Annotated in this window: 18 protein-coding genes and 2 tRNA genes; 12 read left to right on the plus strand and 8 right to left on the minus strand. The window is 61.2% G+C overall.

Features of this window, described 5'->3' with window-relative positions; translation table 11 throughout:
• The first annotated feature begins 41 nt into the window (after window positions 1-41).
• From tpiA to B2Y33_RS10295, 12 genes are all read left to right on the plus strand, one after another.
• On the plus strand, window positions 42-797 hold the full coding sequence (tpiA, locus tag B2Y33_RS10240; protein WP_027915411.1) for a triose-phosphate isomerase: 756 nt from the start codon (window positions 42-44) through the stop codon (window positions 795-797).
• Between the two features lie 4 nt (window positions 798-801).
• Window positions 802-1,200, plus strand: coding sequence for a preprotein translocase subunit SecG (gene secG / locus B2Y33_RS10245; protein WP_027915410.1), 399 nt, complete (start codon window positions 802-804; stop codon window positions 1,198-1,200).
• Between the two features lie 19 nt (window positions 1,201-1,219).
• Window positions 1,220-1,305: transfer RNA gene (locus B2Y33_RS10250), tRNA-Leu, on the plus strand.
• 100 nt (window positions 1,306-1,405) lie between these two features.
• Window positions 1,406-1,482, plus strand: a tRNA-Met gene (locus B2Y33_RS10255).
• Window positions 1,483-1,611: 129 nt separating this feature from the next.
• Window positions 1,612-2,070 carry a ribosome maturation factor RimP gene (gene rimP, locus B2Y33_RS10260; protein ID WP_027915409.1) on the plus strand — a complete coding sequence of 153 codons (459 nt, stop codon included), beginning with the start codon at window positions 1,612-1,614 and terminating at the stop codon, window positions 2,068-2,070.
• 59 nt (window positions 2,071-2,129) lie between these two features.
• Window positions 2,130-3,611: a transcription termination factor NusA gene (gene nusA / locus B2Y33_RS10265; protein ID WP_023533184.1), complete on the plus strand. Its 1,482-nt coding sequence runs from the start codon at window positions 2,130-2,132 to the stop codon at window positions 3,609-3,611.
• Between the two features lie 27 nt (window positions 3,612-3,638).
• Window positions 3,639-6,167, plus strand: coding sequence for a translation initiation factor IF-2 (infB, locus tag B2Y33_RS10270; protein ID WP_027915408.1), 2,529 nt, complete (start codon window positions 3,639-3,641; stop codon window positions 6,165-6,167).
• 114 nt (window positions 6,168-6,281) lie between these two features.
• Window positions 6,282-6,680 (plus strand): 30S ribosome-binding factor RbfA, encoded by a 399-nt coding sequence (rbfA, locus tag B2Y33_RS10275; protein WP_012274243.1) that lies wholly within the window; start codon window positions 6,282-6,284, stop codon window positions 6,678-6,680.
• Between the two features lie 3 nt (window positions 6,681-6,683).
• Window positions 6,684-7,601: a tRNA pseudouridine(55) synthase TruB gene (gene truB, locus B2Y33_RS10280; protein ID WP_288632898.1), complete on the plus strand. Its 918-nt coding sequence runs from the start codon at window positions 6,684-6,686 to the stop codon at window positions 7,599-7,601.
• 150 nt (window positions 7,602-7,751) lie between these two features.
• A complete protein-coding gene (rpsO, locus tag B2Y33_RS10285) occupies window positions 7,752-8,021 on the plus strand; it encodes a 30S ribosomal protein S15 (RefSeq protein ID WP_023533188.1) in 270 nt (89 codons plus the stop codon).
• Window positions 8,022-8,270: 249 nt separating this feature from the next.
• The gene (gene pnp, locus B2Y33_RS10290; protein ID WP_023533183.1) at window positions 8,271-10,376 is read left to right on the plus strand and encodes a polyribonucleotide nucleotidyltransferase; all 2,106 of its coding nucleotides are present in this window, start codon (window positions 8,271-8,273) and stop codon (window positions 10,374-10,376) included.
• A 293-nt stretch (window positions 10,377-10,669) separates the two neighbouring features.
• On the plus strand, window positions 10,670-11,020 hold the full coding sequence (locus B2Y33_RS10295) for a BON domain-containing protein (RefSeq protein ID WP_027915406.1): 351 nt from the start codon (window positions 10,670-10,672) through the stop codon (window positions 11,018-11,020).
• 124 nt (window positions 11,021-11,144) lie between these two features.
• Here the strand turns inward: B2Y33_RS10295 and B2Y33_RS10300 are convergent, their stop codons facing one another.
• From B2Y33_RS10300 to B2Y33_RS10335, 8 genes are all read right to left on the minus strand, one after another.
• Window positions 11,145-14,081 carry a DUF748 domain-containing protein gene (locus B2Y33_RS10300; RefSeq protein WP_027915405.1) on the minus strand — a complete coding sequence of 979 codons (2,937 nt, stop codon included), beginning with the start codon at window positions 14,079-14,081 and terminating at the stop codon, window positions 11,145-11,147.
• Between the two features lie 78 nt (window positions 14,082-14,159).
• On the minus strand, window positions 14,160-15,029 hold the full coding sequence (locus B2Y33_RS10305; RefSeq protein ID WP_027915404.1) for an oxygenase MpaB family protein: 870 nt from the start codon (window positions 15,027-15,029) through the stop codon (window positions 14,160-14,162).
• A 41-nt stretch (window positions 15,030-15,070) separates the two neighbouring features.
• A complete protein-coding gene (gene acs, locus B2Y33_RS10310; RefSeq protein ID WP_197874709.1) occupies window positions 15,071-17,005 on the minus strand; it encodes an acetate--CoA ligase in 1,935 nt (644 codons plus the stop codon).
• Between the two features lie 278 nt (window positions 17,006-17,283).
• Complete coding sequence (gene pgi, locus B2Y33_RS10315) at window positions 17,284-18,948, minus strand: glucose-6-phosphate isomerase (RefSeq protein WP_027915403.1); 1,665 nt, start codon at window positions 18,946-18,948, stop codon at window positions 17,284-17,286.
• Window positions 18,949-19,091: 143 nt separating this feature from the next.
• Window positions 19,092-19,955 carry a pantoate--beta-alanine ligase gene (gene panC, locus B2Y33_RS10320; protein WP_027915402.1) on the minus strand — a complete coding sequence of 288 codons (864 nt, stop codon included), beginning with the start codon at window positions 19,953-19,955 and terminating at the stop codon, window positions 19,092-19,094.
• Window positions 19,952-20,752, minus strand: coding sequence for a 3-methyl-2-oxobutanoate hydroxymethyltransferase (gene panB, locus B2Y33_RS10325; RefSeq protein WP_027915401.1), 801 nt, complete (start codon window positions 20,750-20,752; stop codon window positions 19,952-19,954). The genes panC and panB overlap by 4 nt, the downstream gene beginning before the upstream one ends.
• Window positions 20,753-21,002: 250 nt before the next feature.
• Entirely contained in the window at window positions 21,003-21,482 is a 480-nt protein-coding gene (folK, locus tag B2Y33_RS10330; protein ID WP_027915400.1) for a 2-amino-4-hydroxy-6-hydroxymethyldihydropteridine diphosphokinase, read from the minus strand.
• Complete coding sequence (locus B2Y33_RS10335; RefSeq protein WP_027915399.1) at window positions 21,479-22,861, minus strand: polynucleotide adenylyltransferase PcnB; 1,383 nt, start codon at window positions 22,859-22,861, stop codon at window positions 21,479-21,481. The genes folK and B2Y33_RS10335 overlap by 4 nt, the downstream gene beginning before the upstream one ends.
• Between the last annotated feature and the right edge of the window lie 292 nt (window positions 22,862-23,153).

Genomic DNA, 23,153 nt, shown 5'->3' on the forward strand with positions numbered 1-23,153 from the left:
TTGGGTAAGATCTGCGCCCACTTTGACCGACGAGGTAAAGCATGCGTCGCCCTATGGTTGCTGGTAACTGGAAGATGCACGGTACCCGCGCCAGCGTCGCTGAGCTGACCGAGGGTTTGCGCAATCTTGCCCTGCCGAGCGGAGTGGAAGTCGCGGTATTCCCGCCAACCTTGTTCATCAACCAAGTGGTTGCCGAACTCGACGGCAAGGGTATTATCGTCGGCGCACAGAATTCTGCGGTAATGCCCGAACAGGGCGCGCTGACCGGTGAAGTTGCTCCGGAACAGCTGGTTGAAGCAGGTTGCAAGTTGGTGTTGATTGGCCATTCGGAACGTCGCCAGGTAATCGGCGAAGATGACGAAGTGCTGAATCGCAAGTTTGCAGCGGCTCAGGCCAAAGGTTTGAAGCCCGTGCTCTGTATTGGGGAAACCCTTGAAGAGCGCGAGGCCGGCAAAACGCTCGAAGTTGTTGGGCGTCAACTCAACAGTATCATCGAAGCTTTCGGTGTTAGTGTGTTTGCCAATGCGGTAATTGCCTATGAGCCTGTATGGGCCATCGGCACTGGCCTAACGGCCACGCCTCAGCAGGCCCAGGATGTGCACGCCGCCATCCGCGGCCAGCTGGCGGCAAAAGATGCTGAAGTGGCTGCGAAGGTGCAGTTGCTCTACGGCGGCAGCGTGAAGGCGGCCAATGCGGCCGAACTGTTCGGCATGCCGGATATCGATGGGGGTCTCATTGGTGGGGCTTCCCTGAACGCAGACGAATTCGGTGCAATTTGTCGCGCCGCAGGAAACTGAACAAATGCTGGAAACAGTCATCGTTGTTTTTCATCTGTTGGCAGCGCTTTCGCTGGTAGTGCTGGTACTGTTGCAACAGGGTAAGGGGGCGGAAGCCGGTGCATCTTTTGGTGCGGGTGCTTCCAATACCGTCTTCGGAAGTCAGGGCTCTGCCACCTTCCTAAGTAAATTCACTGCAATACTCGCTGCCACTTTCTTTTTGACAGCACTTGGGTTAGGATACTTCGCGAAGCAACAAGCTCACCAGCTTAGCCAAGCAGGTCTTCCAGATCCAGCCGTGCTAGAAGTGAAAGAGCAGCCAAAACCGGCCATCAATGATGATGTACCGGTGCTCCAAGAACAGAAGAGCGAAGCCACTCCTAATTCGGGTGATGTACCTCCTCCGGCAGAAGAGCAGAAGTAACGGGTTTCAAAGTAGTATTGCCGAGGTGGTGGAATTGGTAGACACGCAACCTTGAGGTGGTTGTGCCCATAGGGTGTAGGGGTTCGAGTCCCCTTCTCGGTACCATTTAAAGCTTGAGAGCCCGCCTTGGCGGGCTTTCTTGCAGGTGAAGGTTTGGATTTGACCCTCAAGTGGGTTCGGTCTTATACTTTCGCCCCAGCTTTGTCGCGGGGTGGAGCAGCTTGGTAGCTCGTCGGGCTCATAACCCGAAGGTCGTTGGTTCAAATCCAGCCCCCGCAACCAGCTTCAGCGAAGCCCCTTTTCAGGGGCTTTTTGCTAACCGAACAGTTCAGGCGTCGTTGTCCAACGGCGCTTTCAGGGATGGGCGCTTCGCCCATTTTTTATTTGCACAGCATGCACGAGGGGGTTCAGGTGTCGAGCAAGCTAGAACAGTTGCAGGCCTTGTTGGCCCCGGTTGTCGAGGGTCTGGGCTATCAATGCTGGGGGATCGAATTCGTTTCCCAGGGCAAGCATTCGGTATTGCGTATCTACATCGACAAGGAAGGCGGCATTCTGGTGGAGGACTGCGAAGCTGTCAGCCGTCAAGCCAGCGCCATCCTGGATGTCGAGGATCCGATCAGCAGCGAGTACACCCTCGAGGTGTCTTCTCCAGGCATGGATCGCCCACTGTTCACACTGGAACAGTTTGCCTCGCATGCCGGCGAACAAGTGAAGATCAAGCTGCGCTCACCCTTCGAGGGTCGTCGTAACTTCCAGGGCCTTCTCCGCGGTGTGGAGGAGCAGGATGTGGTGGTCCAGGTGGACGACCAGGAGTTCCTACTGCCGATCGATTCGATCGACAAGGCCAATATTATTCCCAGTTTTGACTGAGACGTGCCGGGCCCGACGGATTATCCGGGCCCAATGGCTTGCGCAAGGCGAGGCGTACGATGAGCAAAGAAGTACTGCTGGTTGTTGAATCGGTATCCAACGAAAAAGGTGTACCGCCCGGCGTCATTTTCGAAGCGCTGGAGGTGGCCCTGGCCACCGCAACCAAAAAACGTTTTGAAGACGAAGTCGACCTGCGTGTGGAAATCAACCGCCACACCGGTAGCTACGAGACTTTCCGTCGTTGGACCGTGGTCGATGAAGCCGACCTCGATGATCCGGCCATCGAAACCTGGCTGGACAAGATCAAGGACACGCATCCCGAAGCCAAGATTGGCGACGTGATCGAAGAAAAGATCGAATCCATCGAGTTCGGCCGCATCGCCGCGCAGACCGCCAAGCAGGTCATCGTGCAGAAGGTCCGTGAGGCCGAGCGTGCGCAGGTGGTCGATGCCTACCGTGAGCGTGTGGGCGAAATCATCTCCGGTACCGTCAAGAAGGTCACCCGCGACAACGTCATCGTCGACCTGGGCAACAATGCCGAGGCGTTGCTGGCCCGCGAAGACATCATTGCCCGCGAAACTTTCCGTGTGGGTGTGCGCCTGCGTGCACTGCTCAAGGAAATTCGCACCGAAAACCGTGGTCCTCAGCTGATCCTGTCGCGCACCGCGCCGCAGATGCTGATCGAGCTTTTCCGCATCGAAGTGCCGGAAATCGCTGAAGGCCTCATCGAAGTCATGGCCGCTTCCCGTGATCCGGGTTCGCGAGCCAAGATCGCCGTCCGCTCCAAGGACAAGCGCATCGACCCGCAAGGCGCCTGCATCGGCATGCGTGGGTCGCGCGTCCAGGCCGTATCCGGAGAGTTGGGTGGTGAGCGTGTGGATATCGTTCTCTGGGACGATAACCCGGCGCAGTTCGTCATCAACGCCATGTCGCCGGCTGAAGTCGCGGCGATCATCGTTGATGAAGATGCCCATGCCATGGACATCGCCGTCGCCGAAGACAACCTGGCTCAAGCCATTGGCCGTGGCGGTCAGAACGTTCGCCTGGCCAGTCAGTTGACTGGCTGGACCCTGAACGTGATGACCGAGAAGGACATCCAGGCCAAGCAGCAAGCCGAAACTGGCGACATCCTGCGCAATTTCATCGATGAACTGGAAGTCGACGAGGAGCTGGCCCAAGTGCTGGTCGACGAAGGCTTCACCAGCCTTGAAGAAATTGCCTACGTACCGTTGGAAGAAATGCTCAACATCGATGGCTTTGACGAAGATATCGTCAATGAGCTCCGCGCTCGAGCCAAGGACCGTTTGTTGACCAAGGCCATCGCTACCGAAGAAAAACTGGCAGACGCCCATCCGGCCGAAGACCTGCTCTCCCTTGAGGGCATGGACAAGGACCTGGCGGCGGAACTGGCGGTGCGCGGCGTGGTTAACCGCGAAGACCTGGCCGAGCAGTCGATCGACGACCTGCTCGACATCGACGGCATCGACGAAGAGCGTGCCGGCAAGTTGATCATGGCCGCCCGAGCCCACTGGTTCGAGTAATTAGGCGCGGCCTGAGGAGAGAAGTGCATGACGCAAGTCACGGTGAAAGAACTGGCCCAAGAGGTCGAGGCACCGGTAGAGCGCCTGCTGCAGCAGATGCGTGAGGCAGGTCTGCCGCACACCGACGCCGGTCAGGTAGTGACCGACAATGAGAAGCAGACCTTGCTGACTCATTTGAAGAGCAGCCACAAGAGCAAGGCGGAAGAACCGCGCAAGATTACCTTGCAGCGCAAAACCACCAGCACCCTGCGTGTCGCCGGTAGTAAGAGTATCAGCGTAGAAGTACGCAAGAAGAAAGTATTCGTGCAGCGCAGCCCGGAAGAAATCCAGGCTGAGCAGAAGCGTGAGCTCGAAGAGCGCCGTGCAGCTGAAAACGCTGCCCGCGACAAGGTTGACGCTGAAGTGCGTCAGCGCAACGAAGAGCAGGCGCGTCGCCAGGCTGCTGATGCCGCCGCTTCCGCTCCGGCTCCGGCTGCTAAGGCAGAACAGGCTTCTGCCCCTGCCGCTGCGCCGGTCGTAGCCAATGCGCCGACGTCGGAAGACGCTGCCGCCCGTGCGGCCGAGCGCAAGAAAGACGAGACCCGTCGCAACGAAAGCCGCACCCGTGATGACGACCGTCGTCGTGGCGAGGCGCCACGTGTGTCGATCAAGGTCAAGGTCAAGGAAAAGGAAAAGGCTCCGACGCCTCGTGCCGCGCCGCGTACCACCGACGAAGAGAGCGATGGCGCTCGTCGTGGTCGTGGTGGCAAGAGCAAGCTGAAGAAGCGTAACCAGCACGGCTTCCAGAACCCGACCGGTCCGGTCATTCGTGACGTGACCATCGGCGAGACCATCACCGTCTCCGAGCTTGCCAACCAGATGTCCGTCAAGGGCGCTGAAGTGGTCAAGTTCATGTTCAAGATGGGCACCCCGGTGACCATCAACCAGGTGCTCGATCAGGAAACCGCTCAGCTGATCGCCGAAGAGCTGGGCCACAAGGTCACGCTGATCAGCGATTCCGCCCTGGAAGACTCCCTGGCCGAATCCCTGAAGTTCGAAGGCCAGACCGAGTCCCGTGCGCCGGTCGTCACTGTCATGGGTCACGTCGACCATGGTAAGACCTCGCTGCTCGACTACATCCGTCGTGCCAAGGTTGCTGCTGGCGAAGCCGGTGGTATCACCCAGCACATCGGTGCCTACCACGTGGAAACCGACCGCGGCATGGTCACCTTCCTCGACACCCCTGGCCACGCTGCGTTTACCCAGATGCGTGCCCGTGGTGCCAAGGCGACCGACATCGTCATCCTGGTGGTGGCGGCGGACGACGGCGTGATGCCACAAACCCGCGAAGCCGTTCAGCATGCCAAGGCAGCTGGCGTACCGCTGGTGGTTGCGGTCAACAAGATCGACAAGCCTGGTGCTGACCTTGATCGCATCCGTAACGAGCTGTCCGTCGAAGGCGTGACCTCCGAGGACTGGGGTGGTGACACGCCATTCGTCAAGGTTTCGGCCAAGATGGGTACCGGCGTGGACGAGCTGCTCGAAGCGGTGCTGCTGCAGGCCGAGATCCTCGAGTTGACCGCTACGCCGACCGCCCCAGGGCGCGGTGTGGTCGTCGAATCGCGTCTGGACAAGGGCCGCGGCCCAGTCGCTACCATCCTGGTTCAGGACGGTACGCTGCGTCAGGGCGACATGGTGCTGTGCGGCTCCAACTATGGCCGCGTTCGCGCCATGCTGGACGAGAACGGCAAGCCTGTGAAGGAAGCTGGCCCGTCCATCCCGGTCGAAATCCTTGGCCTGGACGGCACACCGGAAGCCGGCGACGAGCTGTCGGTAGTGGCTGACGAGAAGAAAGCCCGCGAAGTTGCCATGTTCCGTCAAGGCAAGTATCGCGAGGTCAAGCTGGCCCGTGCTCACGCAGGCAAGCTGGAAAACATCTTCGAGACCATGGGTCAGGAAGAGAAGAAAACGCTCAACATCGTTCTCAAGACCGATGTGCGCGGTTCTCTCGAAGCGCTGCAGGGTTCGCTCGGCGGCCTGGGCAACGACGAAGTGCAGGTCCGTGTCATTGGTGGCGGCGTAGGTGGTATCACCGAGAGCGATGCCAACCTGGCGCTGGCTTCGAACGCAGTACTGTTCGGCTTCAACGTGCGTGCCGATGCCGGTGCGCGCAAGATCGTCGAGCAGGAAGGTCTGGATATGCGTTACTACAACGTGATCTACGACATCATCGAAGACGTCAAGAAAGCCCTGACCGGCATGCTCGGCAGCGATGTTCGCGAGAACATCCTGGGCGTCGCCGAAGTGCGTGACGTGTTCCGTTCGCCGAAGTTCGGCGCCATCGCTGGCTGTATGGTCATCGAAGGTACCGTCTACCGTAACCGTCCGATCCGCGTACTGCGCGACGACGTGGTCATCTTCGAGGGCGAGCTGGAATCGCTGCGCCGCTTCAAGGACGATGCCGCCGAAGTGCGTAACGGCATGGAGTGTGGTATCGGCGTGAAGAGCTACAACGACGTCAAGGTCGGCGACAAGATCGAAGTGTTCGAGAAAGTCCAGGTGGCTCGTACCCTCTAAGGGTGAGCAGGTTGCAAGCGCCTTGGCGGGCGCTTTGCAGCACCTCTTCAGGCAGCGCCCGGTCAGGCATCGTTCTGACCGGGCGTTTGCCGCTTTACGTTACAGGTAACAAGAATGGCCAAAGAATATAGCCGTACCCAACGCATTGGCGATCAGATGCAGCGCGAGCTGGCTGAGCTGATCCGTCGTGAAGTCAAGGATCCGCGTGTCGGTCTGGTCACCATCACTGCCGTGGATGTGAGCCGCGACCTGGGCCATGCCAAGGTGTTCATCACCGTGATGGGTGAAGAAACCCCCGATGCCGTGCAGCAGTCGCTCAAGGCCCTGAACAGCGCCGCCAGCTTCCTGCGCCTGCACCTGGGTCGCTCCATGCAGCTGCGCAGCGTGCCGCAACTGCATTTCCACTTCGACGAAAGCGTCAGCCGTGGCGTGCACCTGTCGGCATTGATCGAGCGTGCAGTGGCCGAAGACCGCCTGCACAAGGATGCCGACGAGTCTGGCACCAAGGAGTAATCGGTGGCCCAGGTCAAACGCATTCGCCGCAATGTCAGCGGCATCATCCTGCTGGACAAGCCCTTGGGCTTCACCTCCAACGCTGCCTTGCAAAAGGTGCGCTGGTTGCTCAATGCAGAGAAGGCCGGTCACACCGGTAGCCTCGACCCGCTGGCCACTGGCGTCTTGCCGCTGTGCTTCGGCGAGGCCACCAAGTTTTCGCAATACCTGCTCGACTCCGACAAGGGTTACGAGACGGTCATGCAACTGGGCCAGACGACCAACACCGGCGATGCCGAGGGCGAGGTGCTGCGCACCCGCGAGGTGACCGTTGGTCGCGCCGAACTGGAAGCCGCATTGCCCGGTTTTCGTGGCCCGATCAGCCAGATACCGCCCATGTACTCGGCTCTCAAGCGTGACGGTCAGCCGTTGTACAAGCTGGCGCGTGCAGGAGAGGTAGTGGAGCGCGAGGCGCGTTCTGTTACTATTAGCCGTCTTGAACTGCTTGAGTGCGAAGGCACCCGTGCACGCTTGAGCGTTGGCTGCAGCAAAGGCACCTATATTCGTACCCTGGTGGAGGATATCGGTGAAGTGCTGGGCTGCGGTGCGTATGTCGCAGAGCTGCGCAGGACGCAGGCCGGGCGTTTCGCGCTGGCACAGACGGTCACCCTCGAGGAGCTCGAGCAGGCCCACGCCGAAGGCGGCAACGAAGCGCTCGATCGTTTCCTCATGCCGTCGGACAGCGGGCTGCAGGATTGGCCGATGGTGAGTCTGTCCGAGCACAGCGCGTTCTACTGGCTGCATGGGCAGGCAGTGCGTGCACCGGACGCGCCGCAATTCGGCATGGTTCGTGTACAGGATCACAATGCCCGCTTCATCGGTATCGGTGAGGTGAGCGAAGACGGGCGGATCGCGCCACGTCGACTGATTCGGTCGGAATGACCGAAACCATGGGCCCAGGCAGGTGCCGAGGTCCGTGGAGCAGAGGGTGGCTGTCAGTAGGCACGGTCACACCTCTTTCTATTGATACAGGGATAAGTCCCTGGCCTATTGGAACCCGTTCGCGGGGTCCGTTTAATCAGGAGAAGCCTCATGGCCCTCAGCGTTGAAGAAAAAGCTAAGATCGTTGCCGAACACCAGCAAGCCGCCGGCGACACCGGTAGCCCGGAAGTACAGGTTGCTCTGCTGACCGCCAACATCAACAAGCTGCAAGGCCACTTCAAGGCCAACGACAAAGACCACCACTCCCGTCGTGGTCTGATTCGTATGGTCAACCAGCGTCGTAAGCTGCTGGACTACCTGAAGGGCAAAGACACCACCCGTTACAGCGCGCTGATCGCTCGCCTGGGCCTGCGTCGCTAATAGCGGCCTGGTTGGTGGTGTGCATGGCGTGCCGCTGGCTTCGACAGGGCTGTTTCACAGCCTTGTCGTGGGGCACGCCACGCATGACTTCGAGGCTGGCAGCCTGGTAACTCGAGCGGTTTTTTCGTTCGGTTCCAGGCTCCCGGCCTCGAGTTGTATCTGGACGGTAGACAGGGCCGATTCCCTGCACTGCCCAAGCATTCGCAAGAAAACAGTTCCCCCAAGAGCCACTGAAGAAGGTAGGAAACCGTGAACCCGGTAATCAAGACATTCCAGTTCGGTCAATCGACCGTTACTCTCGAAACGGGCCGCATTGCCCGTCAGGCAACCGGCGCCGTGCTGGTCACCGTCGACAACGACGTCACCGTGCTGGTGACCGTGGTCGGTGCCAAGCAAGCTGATCCAGGCAAGGGCTTCTTCCCGTTGTCGGTTCACTACCAGGAAAAAACCTACGCTGCCGGCAAGATCCCCGGTGGTTTCTTCAAGCGTGAAGGCCGTCCTTCCGAGAAAGAAACCCTGACCTCGCGCCTGATCGACCGTCCGATCCGTCCGCTGTTCCCTGAAGGGTTCATGAACGAAGTGCAGGTCGTCTGCACCGTGGTTTCCACCAGCAAGAAGACCGACCCCGATGTCGCCGCGATGATCGGTACCTCGGCGGCCCTGGCCATCTCCGGCATTCCATTCGAAGGCCCGATTGGCGCGGCACGCGTTGCCTTCCACGAAAGCACCGGCTACCTGCTGAACCCAACGTACGAGCAACTGGCGGCTTCTAGCCTGGACATGGTTGTCGCCGGTACCGAAACCGCCGTGTTGATGGTTGAATCGGAAGCCAAAGAGCTCACCGAAGACCAGATGCTGGGCGCCGTGCTGTTCGCCCACGATGAGTTCCAGGCCGTCATCCAGGCCGTCAAGGAACTGGCTGCCGAAGCCGGCAAGCCAACGTGGGACTGGCAGCCCGCTGCCGCCAACACCGAGCTGATGAACCTGGTACGTGCCGAGTTCGGCGAGCAGGTGTCGCAGGCCTACACCATCACCCAGAAAGCGGACCGCTACACCCGCCTGGGCCAGCTGCGCGATGAAGCCATTGCCCGCCTGAGCAACGAAGAAGCCGGCCCGACCGCTGGCCAGATCAAGGAAATCTTCGGCGAGCTGGAATACCGCACCGTGCGCGAGAACATCGTGAACGGCAAGCCGCGCATCGACGGCCGTGACACCCGCACCGTGCGCCCGCTGAACATCGAAGTCGGTGTTCTGCCCAAAACCCACGGCTCGGCACTGTTCACCCGTGGCGAAACCCAGGCGCTGGTCGTTGCCACCCTCGGTACTGCCCGTGACGCACAGTTGCTGGACACCCTGGAAGGCGAAAAGAAAGACCCCTTCATGCTGCACTACAACTTCCCACCGTTCTCGGTCGGTGAGTGTGGTCGCATGGGCGGCGCTGGCCGTCGTGAAATCGGCCACGGTCGTCTGGCGCGTCGCGGCGTGCAGGCGATGCTGCCAAGCGACAGCGAGTTCCCGTACACCATCCGTGTCGTCTCGGAAATCACCGAGTCCAACGGTTCCAGCTCCATGGCGTCGGTCTGCGGTGCCTCGCTGGCCCTGATGGATGCCGGTGTACCGATGAAAGCACCGGTTGCCGGTATCGCTATGGGTCTGGTCAAGGAAGGCGAGAAGTTTGCCGTTCTGACCGACATCCTGGGTGACGAAGACCACCTCGGCGACATGGACTTCAAGGTAGCCGGTACCGCCAAGGGCGTCACCGCCCTGCAGATGGACATCAAGATCAACGGCATCACCGAAGAGATCATGGAAATCGCCCTGGGCCAGGCCCTGGAAGCGCGCCTGAACATCCTCGGCCAGATGAACCAGATCATTGCCCAGTCGCGTACCGAGCTGTCGGCCAACGCGCCGACCATGATCGCCATGAAAATCGACTCGGACAAGATCCGCGACGTGATCGGCAAGGGCGGCGCCACCATTCGCGCCATCTGCGAAGAGACCAAGGCTTCGATCGATATCGAAGACGACGGCTCGATCAAGATCTTCGGCGAAACCAAGGAAGCGGCAGACGCTGCCAAGCAGCGCATCCTGGGCATCACTGCCGAGGCCGAGATTGGCAAGATCTACGTGGGCAAGGTCGAGCGTATTGTCGACTTCGGCGCCTTCGTCAACATCCTGCCTGGCAAGGATGGCCTGGTGCACATCTCCATGCTGAGCGATGCGCGCGTCGAGAAAGTCACCGACATCCTCAAGGAAGGTCAGGAAGTCGAAGTGCTGGTACTGGACGTGGATAACCGCGGCCGTATCAAGCTGTCCATCAAGGACGTCGCGGCTGCGAAGGCTTCTGGCGTCTGATCGCCTAGCGCTTCACAAAGGGCTCCCGCGGGAGCCCTTTTTTTGGATCTATACTGGGCTGTGCCCGTGTAAATACAAAAACAGACACGGAACTTTTAGCGGACTTGCATCTTGCATGCAGGTTTATCGCGCAGGTTGCAGAATGCACGAGCGGTGAACGATGCGATGATACGTAAGTCATTGATTTAAAAGGAATCAAGCGAAGCGTAAAACCTGGCACAAGCCATGCAACTACCTGTTTACCTGCCGCCAGACACATGGCGCAGACCTTTCGAAAAACAGGAGTGACTCACATGAAGAAGTTCGCCATTGCTGCCGCTACTGCTACCGCTCTGACCCTGACCATGGCCAACGCCGCTTTCGCAGCCCAGGCCACCCAGGCTCCGGTAATGCTGGCTGCCAACACTATGGATGACGCTAAGCAAGAAGGCTCTGACACCTGGATCACCACCAAGGTCAAAGCGGATCTGCTGACCGAGAAAGGCGTACCAGGCAGCGACATCAAAGTAGAAACCAGCCACGGCGTAGTCTCTCTGTCCTCGGACGTCAAAGTGACCGAGTCGCAAAAAGAAGTGGCCGTGCGCGTTGCCAAGAACATCAAAGGCGTCAAGAGCGTAATGGCTGACGGCCTGAAAGCTGAATAAGGATCGTCCTGTCGGCCAAATGGATTTGGCCAGCTACAACAAAAGCCCCGGCCTGTGCCGGGGCTTTTTCGTGGAAGCTTTCATTGAGCCGCATAGGCTTGGCATCAAGCCTTAGGAGTCACGATCAGTCGGCATCCAGGTGCATTGGCGTGACAACGCGGCCATCTTTTTCGGGCTGCCCCAGGTGGGTGTCGATGAAGTACACCCTATCGTCTTCAAGCTTGGCTTTGTCCACCAGGTAATCCTTGATACTGCTGGCCCGCTCCTGCCCCAGAGTGCGTAACAGAGCCGTGCTTTCGGCCCAGAACTTGAGCACGGCGTTGCGAAGGTTGGCAGTGCGCGCGTCGCGGTCAAGCTGCTCCCATTCGGCAGGCGGTTGCTGCTTGAGGCGGCTGCGGTAAATGCCTTCGAGCATCGCTGGCTTGTCGGCCTCGTCGACCACCATCAGGGACGCACTGGCCGGTACCTTGTCACCGCGCCGCTGCAGAATCTTGTACCAGGTGGCCTGATATTCCCGCTCCAGACGCTGTTGGGCAAGAATGGGGCCGTCGCTTGCCTGAGCGCTGGTGCCTTCGATTTCCAGGCGCAGTTCCGGCCGCTTTCTCAGCCCTTCGGCAAGTTTATCCAAGGATGCTTGGGCATCGCCTGCCAGCTCGCTGGACCCGGGTGCAAAGGCCACAGTGCCCAAGTCTTCGGCGCCGCCTCCGGCAACAAGGCCACCGATGAGCTTGAACGGTGCCTGCGCGGCGCGCAGCACCAGGTTGCGCAAGGTTTGCCACACGATCGGCATCACGCTGAACTGCGGGTTGTTCAGATCGCCCGCAACGGGCAACTCGATGGAAATCTTGCCGTGAGTGTCTTTGAGCAGCGCCACTGCGAGGCGAATCGGCAGATCGACCGCGTCCGGGCTGTCCACTTTCTCCCCAAGTTGCAACTGCTCAACGACCACCTTGTTCTCGGCTTTGAGTTGGCCCTTGGTGATCAGGTAGTGCAGGTCCAGGTTCAGCCGGCCTTTGCGGATGCGGTAGCCGGCAAACTTGCCCGAGTAGGGCGTCAGGGTGGTCAGTTCGACGCGTTTGAACACGGCGGCGATGTCCAGGCTCGCGAGTGGGTCGAATGGGTTGAGGCCACCTTTGATGGTGACGGGTGCGTACCGGTCAACCTTGCCTTGCACATCCACCGGGGCAGGGAGGGGCTTGCGGTTATCGATGGTCCCCACCTGGCCGTTGAGCTGTTGCACGGCCGTGGCGAAATTGGGCGTGAGCGACAGGTCGGCGAAGTTGGCCGAACCGTCCTTGATCACGATCTGGCCAATGTGGATACCGAGCGGCTTTTCCTCGGTGGCGCTTGCAGGCTGGGGCTGGGCCTTGGCAGGCGCATCGTTTGACTGTGGGATCAACAGGTCATTGATGTTGGTAGTACGGTCTTCGTTGATGATGAAGCGTGCATAAGGCTGTTGCAGTGTCACCTTGGCGATCGACAGGGCATCGCCATGCACATACGTCAGGCCATCGAGGTTGACCTGCTGCCATTTGACGAAGTCCCGGCTCTTGATGGTGTCGAGGGTGTGCAACTGATTCACCTGCGCTTTGCCGCTTACCGTCAAGGCCAACGGCGAGGTACTTTTCAGGTCCACCTTCAGGTCGCTGTCGAGCATACCGCTGCGCAGCTCCAACAGAATGAAGGGGCTGATGTAGGCTTGGGCTAACCGCAGGTCGATGTCCCGGGTGCCGACATCCAGCTTGGCCCACACCGGCGCCAGGTTGACCTGGCCCTGGCCCTGCAGGGTGCCTTGCTTGCCGATGCCGGTGTCGAACTTGACCGTGAAGGGCTTCTGGTTGAGGCTGTCGAAGCCCTTCAAGTCAGCGTTCAAGGGGCCTACGTCCAGGGTGACCGGTTCTTTTTGCGTGCGGTCTGCCAGGTGAACACGGTAGTTCCTGAGCTGGACATCATTAAGCAACACCTGCCAGGGCTTGCTTGGGGCCGCTGGCGTCTGCGGTGCAGCTGAAGCCCCTGCAGTGGGCGGCTCGGCCTTTTCAGCTGGTGTTGGCTTGCCAGGCTCGCCGGCAAACAGCACCTGCCAATCGAGCTGACCGTCCTTCTCCAGCGCTGCCCAGGTTTCCAGTTTTTCACTGCGTACCTTGCCGATCGTGACCTGCTGCTTGACCAGGTCGACGGAGGCATCACTCAACTCCAGATTGGCGAGCCTTGCCAACGGACGACCATTCGGAGCCTTGATGGCAAAGGGCGCCACCCGCACCGAGGCTTTTTCCAGACGCAGTTCGGTCTTATCTGCCAGGTTGAGCCGATAATGCGTGCTCAGGCTGAGCTTGCCGTCTTCCAGCACCAAGGGCACCGCATCGCGCACATAGGGCCAGAACAGCTTCATCTTGCTGTCGGTGACCTTGAGCGTGCCTTCGGACGCGATAGGCGCTAGGCTCAACGTGCCCTGCCAGTCGATGCGCCCACCGTTGGGACCGTTGGCCACCATGGTCATGTCGGCATTGTCATTGGCGAGGGTGCTGAGGTTCTTCAATTCCAGGCCAAGGTTGTCGTAGAGAAACTCGATCGGCTCGCTGGGACGCAGGTCTTCGAAACGCACGAAACCCTGCTCAAGCTTGATGCTGCCGATACGCAGCGGGAAAGGATCGCCTGGGGGTGTATCGGGCTCGCTTTTGCTGGCAGGCAGTTGGAAAAGGCGAGCGAGGTTGAGCGTGCCATCTTTGGCAAATAGCACTTCGGTGCGTGGTTTGACCAACTCGAGGGCGTCAAGGTGCAGCGCGCCGGTCCATAGGCTGTCCAGCGACAGGTTGGCGTACAGTTTTTCGAAGCCAACCTGCTCTTTACCGGGCTCGCCGATCTGCAAGCCCCACAAGGTCAACTCAAGGCTGAAGGGGTTGAACTCGGCCCGCTGGAGGTGGGCCGGCACCGTGGCGTAGTGGGCGAGCTGCTGGTTGGCGATACGCAGCGCGACGCCCGGAAGAATGAAAAAGCCAAGCAGGCTGTACAGGGCGAGCAACGCCAGCAGTGCGCCGATGGCGCGAGTCAGTCCTTTGTACATGAATCGCTTCGTCTGTCCGGGCCGGGATGCCTTGGAGTATGGCACGTTAAATCAGTTCCGCTGAGGTGCGCTCAGTGCTTATTCGATGCCCATGCGGCGCCTGGCCCGGTGCGCAGACCCGTCGCGCATGGCCCAGCGCAATACCGGTGCGGTGCCTTGCACGCCCAGGCGGATCAACCGTTTTTGCCAATGGCCCGGTTCGAGGCCAAGCTGCTGTTGTGCCCACTGTGGCAGCAGCTCGATACCGGCGTTCAGCATCAGCTTGCCCACCGGTTTTGCCAGTCGGCTGGGCGCAGGGGCGTCGAGCAGAATACTCATGACTTCCTGACTGCGGGCATCGCAGCTCAGTTGTGGGCGCATCGCATGCAGGTAGTGTTCGACCTCACGGCGCGAGCGTGGCACGTCCAGGGCGCCCAGGCGTTCGGCGATCAGGGCGATTTCCTGGTAGTAAGCGTCTTGGTCGGCCAGGGACAAGCGGGGGTTGCGGTAACGCAAGTGAGCGGCCAGAAAGCTGCTGACCTCGGCCACATGCACCCAGGTCAGCAGGTGAGGGTCGCTGGCCGCATAGGGGCGGCCATCCGGCGCAGTGCCTTCGACTTGCAGGTGTATCCGGCGCACTTTTTCGATCAGCCAGTGCGCATCTTCGGTCGCACCGAACGTGGTCCCTGAAATGAACTGGCTGGTGCGCCGCAGGCGCCCGATCAAGTCATGGCGAAAGTTGGAATGGTCCCAGACCCCAGCGAGCGCCAGCGGGTGCAGCAACTGCAGCATCAGTGCGCTGATGCCGCCGACCAGCATGCTGGGGAAGTCGCCATGCACCCGCCAACTGACACTGTCGGGCCCGAACAGGCCAGGGTCGCCCTTGGGCGACTCCAGGTCGAGCTGCCCCAACGCCAGGCCGGTGAGGCTCATGGCTTGTTGTTCGATACGGCGGCGAAGCGCTTCCATGGTGACCTGCAGGGCTGGGCAGCCTGGGTAGCGGCCGCCGGTTATCGGTTCAGGCGAGTGTCGATCAACCCTTGGACGACGCTCGGGTCGGCCAGGGTAGAGGTGTCGCCCAGGCTGTCGAGCTCGTTACAGGCGATCTTGCGCAGTATACGCCGCATGATCTTACCCGACCGTGTCTTGGGCAGAGCCGGAGCCCATTGCAGCAGCTCGGGCTTGGCGAAGCTGCCGATCTCCTTGCCGACGAGCGCCAGTAACTGGGCCTTGAGGTCTTCATCGGGGCTGACACCGTTCATGGTGGTCACGAAGGCGTATACACCCTGGCCCTTGAGATCGTGGGGGTAACCCACCACGGCTGCTTCGGCCACGCTGTCGTGAAGCACCAGGGCGCTTTCGACCTCCGCCGTGCCGATGCGATGTCCGGACACGTTGATCACATCGTCCACGCGCCCAGTGATCCAGTAATGCCCGTCGGCATCGCGCCTGGCGCCATCCCCGGTGAAGTAGTAGCCGGGCATGGGCTTGAAGTAGGTGTCGACCATGCGTTGGTGATCGCCATGGACGCTGCGAATCTGCCCCGGCCAGCTGGCCTTGATCGCCAGCAGCCCAGCCCCTGGACCCTCGATGACCTGGCCCTTGTCGTCAAGCAGCACCGGCTGCACGCCGAACATGGGTTGGGTGGCGCAGCCAGGCTTGAGGGTCTGGGTGCCGGGCAGTGGCGTGAGCATGATGCCGCCGGTTTCGGTCTGCCACCAGGTGTCGACGATGGGGCAGCGGCGCTGTCCGACCTCATCGAAATACCAATGCCAGGCTTCCGGGTTGATCGGTTCACCCACGCTGCCCAGCAGGCGCAGGCTCGCACGGGAGGTACTTTGCAGGGGCGCAAGCCCTTCGCGCATCAGGGCGCGCAGGGCGGTGGGTGCGGTGTAGAAGATGTTGACCTGATGCTTGTCCACCACTTGCCAGAGCCGCGAGCTGTCGGGGTAGTTGGGCACGCCCTCGAACATCAGCGAGATGGCGCCATTGGCCAGAGGGCCATACACGATGTAACTGTGGCCGGTGACCCAGCCGACGTCGGCGGTGCACCAGAAGACTTCCCCCTGCCGGTAGTCGAACACCACGTCGAATGTCATGGCCGCTTGCAGCAAGTACCCCGCCGTGGTGTGCAGCACGCCTTTGGGTTTGCCGGTGCTGCCGGATGTGTAGAGGATGAACAGCGGCGCCTCTGCCTCCATGGGTTCGGGCGGGCAAGTCTCGTCGACCTGCTCGATGGCGTGGTGGTACCAGAGGTCACGACCGTCGTCCCACGCGACATCACCCCCAGTGCGCCGCACGACCACGACGGTGCTGACGGCTGGGCAGCTGGCCAGCGCCTTGTCGACATTCTGTTTGAGGGCGATGCGCTTGCCGCCGCGTACGCCTTCGTCAGCGGTGATGACGGTGCGGCAGTCGGCATCGAGGATACGGTCACGCAGCGCGTCGGGGGAAAAACCACCGAACACCACGGAGTGAACAGCGCCTATGCGCGCGCACGCGAGCATGGCGAACGCGGCTTCGGGGATCATCGGCATGTAGATGCATACCCGGTCACCTTTGGCCACGCCTCGCGACTTCAATACATTGGCCAGGCGACACACCTGGCGGTGCAGTTCACGGTAGCTGATGGCCTTGGTGTCACTGGGGTCGTCGCCTTCCCACAGCAGGGCGGTCTGCTCGGCCCGCGTGGCCAGGTGGCGATCGATGCAGTTGTAGCTGACGTTCAGTTGGCTTCCGTCGAACCAACGGGCGTGGCCAGTGCGCAGGTCCGACCGTTGAACCTGGGACCATGGCTTCATCCAGGTCAGGCGTTGCGCTTGAGTGGTCCAGAAGGTATCCGGGTCTTCGACCGACTGGCGGTACAGGCGGTCATAGTCGTCCTGGGAAAGGGCTGCCGCCTGACTGACGGCGAGGGCGTGCGGGTAATGTCGGAGATCGAACATGGCGGTGGTCCTGCTCTTGTAAGGGGCGAGGCACGGCAACGGCTATTGAGTAGGACAGTTTTGGGGGGAGGGGTGTTCAACCGGTCCGGCGATTGGGCGGTCACGGGCTACAGGGACAGTGGAGCTGCAGACTGGCTTGCTGCGCAGGCTTCACTCACGTGCGATAGGCGCTGCGCGGCAGCCCCGCCAATCGCCCGGAAGCGAACTGCAGAAGCTACGGCGCACTTTTTTCACGCCCTGCCTGACGAGCAGGATGCACTGCCAGGCAGAGGGTGGGATCAGCCGCGATGGCGGCCGCGGAAGTAATTGATCAGGCCCTGGGTAGAACCGTCCTCGGCAACCTCTTCCTGGCTGCCCACAAGACGCTGGTACACACCCTTGCCCAGCTCCTTGCCCAATTCCACGCCCCATTGGTCGAAGGCATTGATACCCCAGACCACGCTCTGCACGAACACCTTGTGCTCATACATGGCCACCAGGGCGCCCAGCCGGCGTGGGCTGATACGCTCGACCACCAAGGTGTTGCTCGGACGATTGCCCGGAATGACCTTGTGCGGGGCGAGCTTTTGCACATCGGCTTCGCTCATGCCCTTGGCACGCAGTTCGGTCTCGGCTTCCTCGCGCGTCTTGCCCAGCATCAGCGCCTGGCTCTGGGACAGACAGTTGGCGTACAGCCACTGGTGGTGGTCGGCCACCGGGTTGAAGCTGACGACCGGCACGATGAAGTCGGCCGGGATCAGCTGTGTGCCCTGGTGCAGCAATTGGTGATAGGCATGCTGGCCGTTGCAGCCCACGCCGCCCCAGATCACCGGGCCGGTCTCGGTTTTCACCGGGGTGCCGTCCTGCAGCACGCTCTTGCCGTTGGACTCCATGTCCAGCTGTTGCAGGTGCTTGGTGATGTTGCGCAGGTAGTGGTCGTACGGCAGGATCGCGTGGCTGCTGGCACCCCAGAAATTGCCGTACCACACGCCCAGCAGCGCCAGCAGCACGGGCATGTTCTTCTCGAACGGCGCGCTCTGGAAATGCTGGTCCATGGTGTAGGCACCGGAGAGCAGTTCCTTGAAGTTGGCGGTGCCGATGGCAAGCGCAATCGGCAGGCCGATGGCGGACCACAGCGAATAGCGCCCACCGACCCAGTCCCACATCGGGAAGATGTTCTCTTCGCGGATGCCAAACGCCACGGCGGCGGCCTTGTTGCTGGAAACGGCGATGAAGTGGCGGTACAGCTCGGCTTCCGAGCCGCCCTGGGCCAGGTACCAGGTACGTGCGGCCATTGCGTTCTTCAGGGTCTCGAGGGTGTTGAACGACTTGGACGAGACGATGAACAGGGTGGTTTCGGCGCGCAGGCTGGCCGACAGTTCGTGGAACTCGCTACCGTCGATGTTCGCCAGGTAATGGCAGCGTACACCGCGCTGGGCGTAAGGCATCAGCGCTTCGGATACCAGTTCCGGGCCCAGGAACGAGCCACCGATACCAATGTTGACTACGTCGGTGATGGGCTTTTCGCTGTAGCCACGCCACAGGCCATCATGGATGCGGCCTACCAGCTCGGTGATCTGGTTGAGCACCTTGTGCACTTCCGGCATGACGTTCACGCCGTTGACGCTGAGCTTGTCACCCACCGGGCGGCGCAGGGCGGTGTGCAGCACCGGCCGGCCTTCGGAGGCGTTGATGATCTCGCCGCTGAACATCGAGGTGATGGCGTCCTTGAGGCCCACTTCGTCGGCCAGGTTTACCAGCAGGTCACGTGTCTGTTCGGTGATCAGGTTCTTGGAATAATCCAGGAACAGGCCACAGGAGCTCAGGGAGAATTGTTCGAAGCGCTGAGGATCGGCGGCGAAGGCTTCACGCATGCTGAAGCCTTGCATGGCATCGCGGTGCTGCTTGAGCGCCTGCCAGGCGGGTAGAGCCGTGACATCGTGGGGGGTACGGTAATACGCCATTGCGCGGGGGTCCCTTGGTCCGTGGTGATGCGTTGGACACGGCAGTCATTGCCGGGTTCAGGCTGGCATCATTATAGGCAAAGGTCCGGCGCTGGGAATGGGGGGCGTTCAAGTAGATGAGGTGCCTGGGCACCCCAGGCCGTTCAGGCAGTCGTGTCCTGCACTTGCACGTACAGGTTGTCGATCAGGCGGGTGTTGCCCAGGTAAGCCGCCGCGATGACCACCAGGTCTCGGTCATCGACCACGGCCGGGCGCAGGGTCAGGGCATGCCGTACTTCCAGGTAATCGGTGCGCAGACCGGCTGTACTCAACTGGGCCTGGCCGTCGGCCACCAGCGTGGCGAAGTCCTTTTGGCCATGGGCGATGGCAGCTGCCAGTGTCTGGAGTACCCGATACAGCACTGGCGCTGTTGCCCGCTGCTCTGGGGTGAGGTAGCCGTTGCGCGATGACAGTGCCAAACCGTCTGCGGCGCGCACCGTAGGCAGGCCCATCACCTGGATCGGCATGTTCAGGTCGCGCACCATGGCGCGGATGACTGCCAGCTGCTGATAGTCCTTTTCGCCAAAGACCGCGAGGTCAGGCTGCACCATGTTGAACAATTTGCTGACCACGGTGGCCACGCCTTCGAAGTGCCCTGGCCGACTGGCGCCGCACAGCCCTTGCGACAGGGTGGGCACGCTGACCCGCGTCTGCACGCTCATCCCGTCCGGATACATTTCATCCACGCCAGGGGCAAACAGCAGGTTGCAGCCCGATTCGACCAACAGCTGCTGGTCGGCTGCCAACGTGCGAGGGTATTTGTCCAGGTCTTCATTGGCCCCGAACTGCAGCGGGTTGACGAAGATGCTGGCAACGACGAAGTCGGTGCATTGCGCGGCCTTGACCACCAGGGCCGCATGGCCGCTGTGCAGGTTGCCCATGGTCGGCACGAAGCCGATGCGCTTGCCTTCGTTGCGGGCGCGGGCTACGGCGGCGCGCAGCTCCCGCACGGTCTTGACTGTATTCATGCGCTGAACCCGTGTTCACTGGCGGGGAAGGTGACCTGCTTGACGGCCTGGACATAAGCGGCGAGGGCGCTGGCGATGTCAGGTTGGCCGTCCATGAAGTTCTTCACGAACTTGGGCACCCGACCGCTGAGAGACAGGCCGAGCATGTCGTGCAGCACCAGTACCTGACCATCGGTGGCGTTGCCGGCACCAATGCCGATGACCGGGATGCGCACGGCCTGGGTGATCGCTGCGGCCAGATCGCTCGGCACGCACTCGAGCAAGAGCATCGCGGCGCCCGCGGCTTCAAGGGCGATGGCATCGGCCTGCATCTGCCGGGCTTGTGCCTCAAGGCGGCCTTGTACTTTATAGCCGCCGAGCACGTTTACGGTCTGAGGTGTCAGGCCCAGGTGGGCGCACACAGGCACACCGCGCTCGGCCAGCAGCCGGATGGTCTCGGCCAGCCAGGCTGCACCTTCGATCTTGACCATATGGGCGCCGGCCTGCATCAGCGCCGCACTGTTGGCAAAGGCCGATTCGGGCGTGGCGTGGGCCATGAAAGGCAAGTCGGCGAGAATCAATGCGCCGTGATTGCCGCGCTTGACCGAGGCGGTGTGGTAGGCCATGTCTGCCGTGGTGACCGGCAAGGTGCTGTCATGGCCTTGCAAGACCATGCCCAAGGAGTCGCCCACCAGCAGGACGTCGACGCCAGCCTGGCTGGCTGCCTTGGCGAACGTCGCGTCATAGCAGGTCAGCATGGCGATTTTTTCACCCTTGGCCTTCAGGCCATTGAGGGTGGAAAGGGTTACTTCAGGCATGTAGAGAGTTCCTCATTCTGGCGCCAGGGGAAACGACTGCATGCAACCTGAGTAGTCATCTTCCGCGGCGGCACATCATCGCGCGTGATGTTCTGGCACAGGTCCGTCCGGGCCTCGATAGGGGTGCGCAACACGGGGGTGCTACGCGGGTGGCCTATAGTCGTGAGCGAAATGAGGGAAGTCAATCACCCTGTTACCGCATTGTTACGATCAGAGTGTTACTGGCGTTACTGCCTTAACGAACGGCCGGTTACAGGCGTTCGAGGCCAATGCAAGGGCAGGCGGCGAGCAGCTGGGACAATTGGCGGCCATCGGCAAGCCGGAAGTCTGCAGGTACCAGTTCGGCCAGCGGATAAAGCACGAAGGGCCTGGCATGCATGTGGTAGTGCGGTACCTGCAGGCGCGGCAGGTCCAGCACCTGGTCGCCGTACAGCAGGATGTCCAGGTCGAGGGTGCGCGGCCCCCAGCGTTCCTTGCGCACCCGGCCCTGGTCGTTTTCGATGGCCTGCAAGGCATCGAGCAGGTCAAGTGGCGCCAAGGCGCTGTCGAGCGCGGCGACCGCATTGGTGTAGCGGGGCTGACCCGGCAGTAGCGAATCGCTGGTATACAGCGCCGAAGCAGCCACCAGTCGCGTTGCCTGGACCTGATCGAGGGCGTCCAGGGCGCTGCGCAACTGCTCGGCCGGGGCATCCAGATTGCTGCCCAAGCCGACGTACACGCGGATGCTCACTCGAAGGCCTCTTCACCACCGCGCTTGCGCTTGCTGTTGCTGCGCTTGCGTTTGCGGGACGCACCGCCTTCATCACGGCTGCCCAGGTCGCGAATCATGTCGCGGCGCTCGCTGTCATTGGCTTCCTGATACTCGGTCCACCACTGGCCAAGGTCATCGGTTTCTTCGCCAGCGCTTTCGCGCAGCAGCAGGAAATCGTAACCGGCACGGAAGCGCGGATTGTCCAGCAGCATGTCGGCGCGTTTACCGCTGCGGCGCGGCAGGCGTTCCTGCATATCCCAGATTTCGCGGATCGGCAGCGTGAAGCGCTTGGGGATGGCGATGCGCGCGCATTGCTCGGCGATCAGGTCATGGGCTGCGCCGTTCATGGCCGGAATCGGTGGCACCCCTTGGTTCTGCAGGTGCAGAACGCGTGCTGGCAGGGCAGGCCACAACAGGGCTGCGAACATGAAGGCAGGCGTTACCGGCTTGCCTTGCTTGACGCGCAGGTCCGTGTTGCTCAGCGCCTGGCTGATCAGCGTGTGGGTATAAGTGGGGCGGTCTTCCAGCGCCTGGGCACTGGCGGGGAACAGGGGTTCGAACAGCTGCAGGTCGACCAGCATTTCGAACACCATGGCGCCCTGGCCCGAAAGGAACAGCTTCAGGCTCTCTTCGAACAGCCGCGCCGGCGGTATTTCGCGTAGCAACGGCGCCAGTTCGCGGATCGGCTGTACGGTGTGCTTTTCGATACCGAAGTCGAGCTTGGCTGCGAAACGCACCGCACGCAGCATGCGTACTGGGTCTTCCTGGTAGCGATGGGTAGGATCGCCGATCAGGCGCAACAGGCGATTGCGCACATCGTGCACGCCGTTGGCGTAATCGAGGATGCGCTCGCTGACCGGATCGTAATACAGCGCGTTGATGGTGAAGTCGCGGCGCTGCGCGTCTTCTTCCAAGGTGCCATATACGTTGTCGCGCAAGATTCGCCCGCTGGCATTATGGGACGAGCGGTGGCTGTCGCCCTGATCGTCCTCGGAGTGAGGGGCGCGGAAGGTGGCGACTTCAATGATTTCACGGCCGAAATGCACGTGAACCAACTTGAAGCGGCGGCCGATGATCCGCGCGTTACGGAACTCGGCGCGTACCTGTTCGGGGGTGGCGCTGGTGGCCACGTCGAAGTCTTTCGGCGTGATGCCCAGCATCAGGTCGCGGACACAACCACCGACTAGATAAGCCTGGTAACCGGCGCTCTGCAGGCGCTCCACGATGTTTACCGCATGGCGGCTGAACTGGTGGCGCTGCAGCGAATGCTGGCTTTTGTTGATCACCTCGGGCGTGGTACGCCGGTGGTGCTGGCCCGGTACGGGCGGGCGGAACGACTGGAACAGCTTCTTCAGCATGGGATGCACTGTTTGAAGGAATGTTCGGCCAAGAATATGAGAATGGCCGCATGATAGGCGGGGATTCTAGCATTTACTCGCGGGATGGTGTAGGCGGTCGCAGAATGCCTGCCCAAAGGCAGAAACGACAAGGGGAGCCTAAGCTCCCCAAGAAGTCGTTGCGTGTGCTCTTATTGTTTTTTTTGCGGGCTTCTTGTTTTTGTTGAGCGCCCTGCCACTAAGCGCGAAGCTTGTGGACGACCCCCAAGCCAGGGGTAAAGAGCAAACGGATTGCTTTGGCCGCTGATGTCAC

This window comes from Pseudomonas sp. UBA5666 (genome assembly GCF_002420785.1).
Taxonomy (GTDB): Bacteria; Pseudomonadota; Gammaproteobacteria; order Pseudomonadales; family Pseudomonadaceae; genus Aquipseudomonas; species Aquipseudomonas fulva.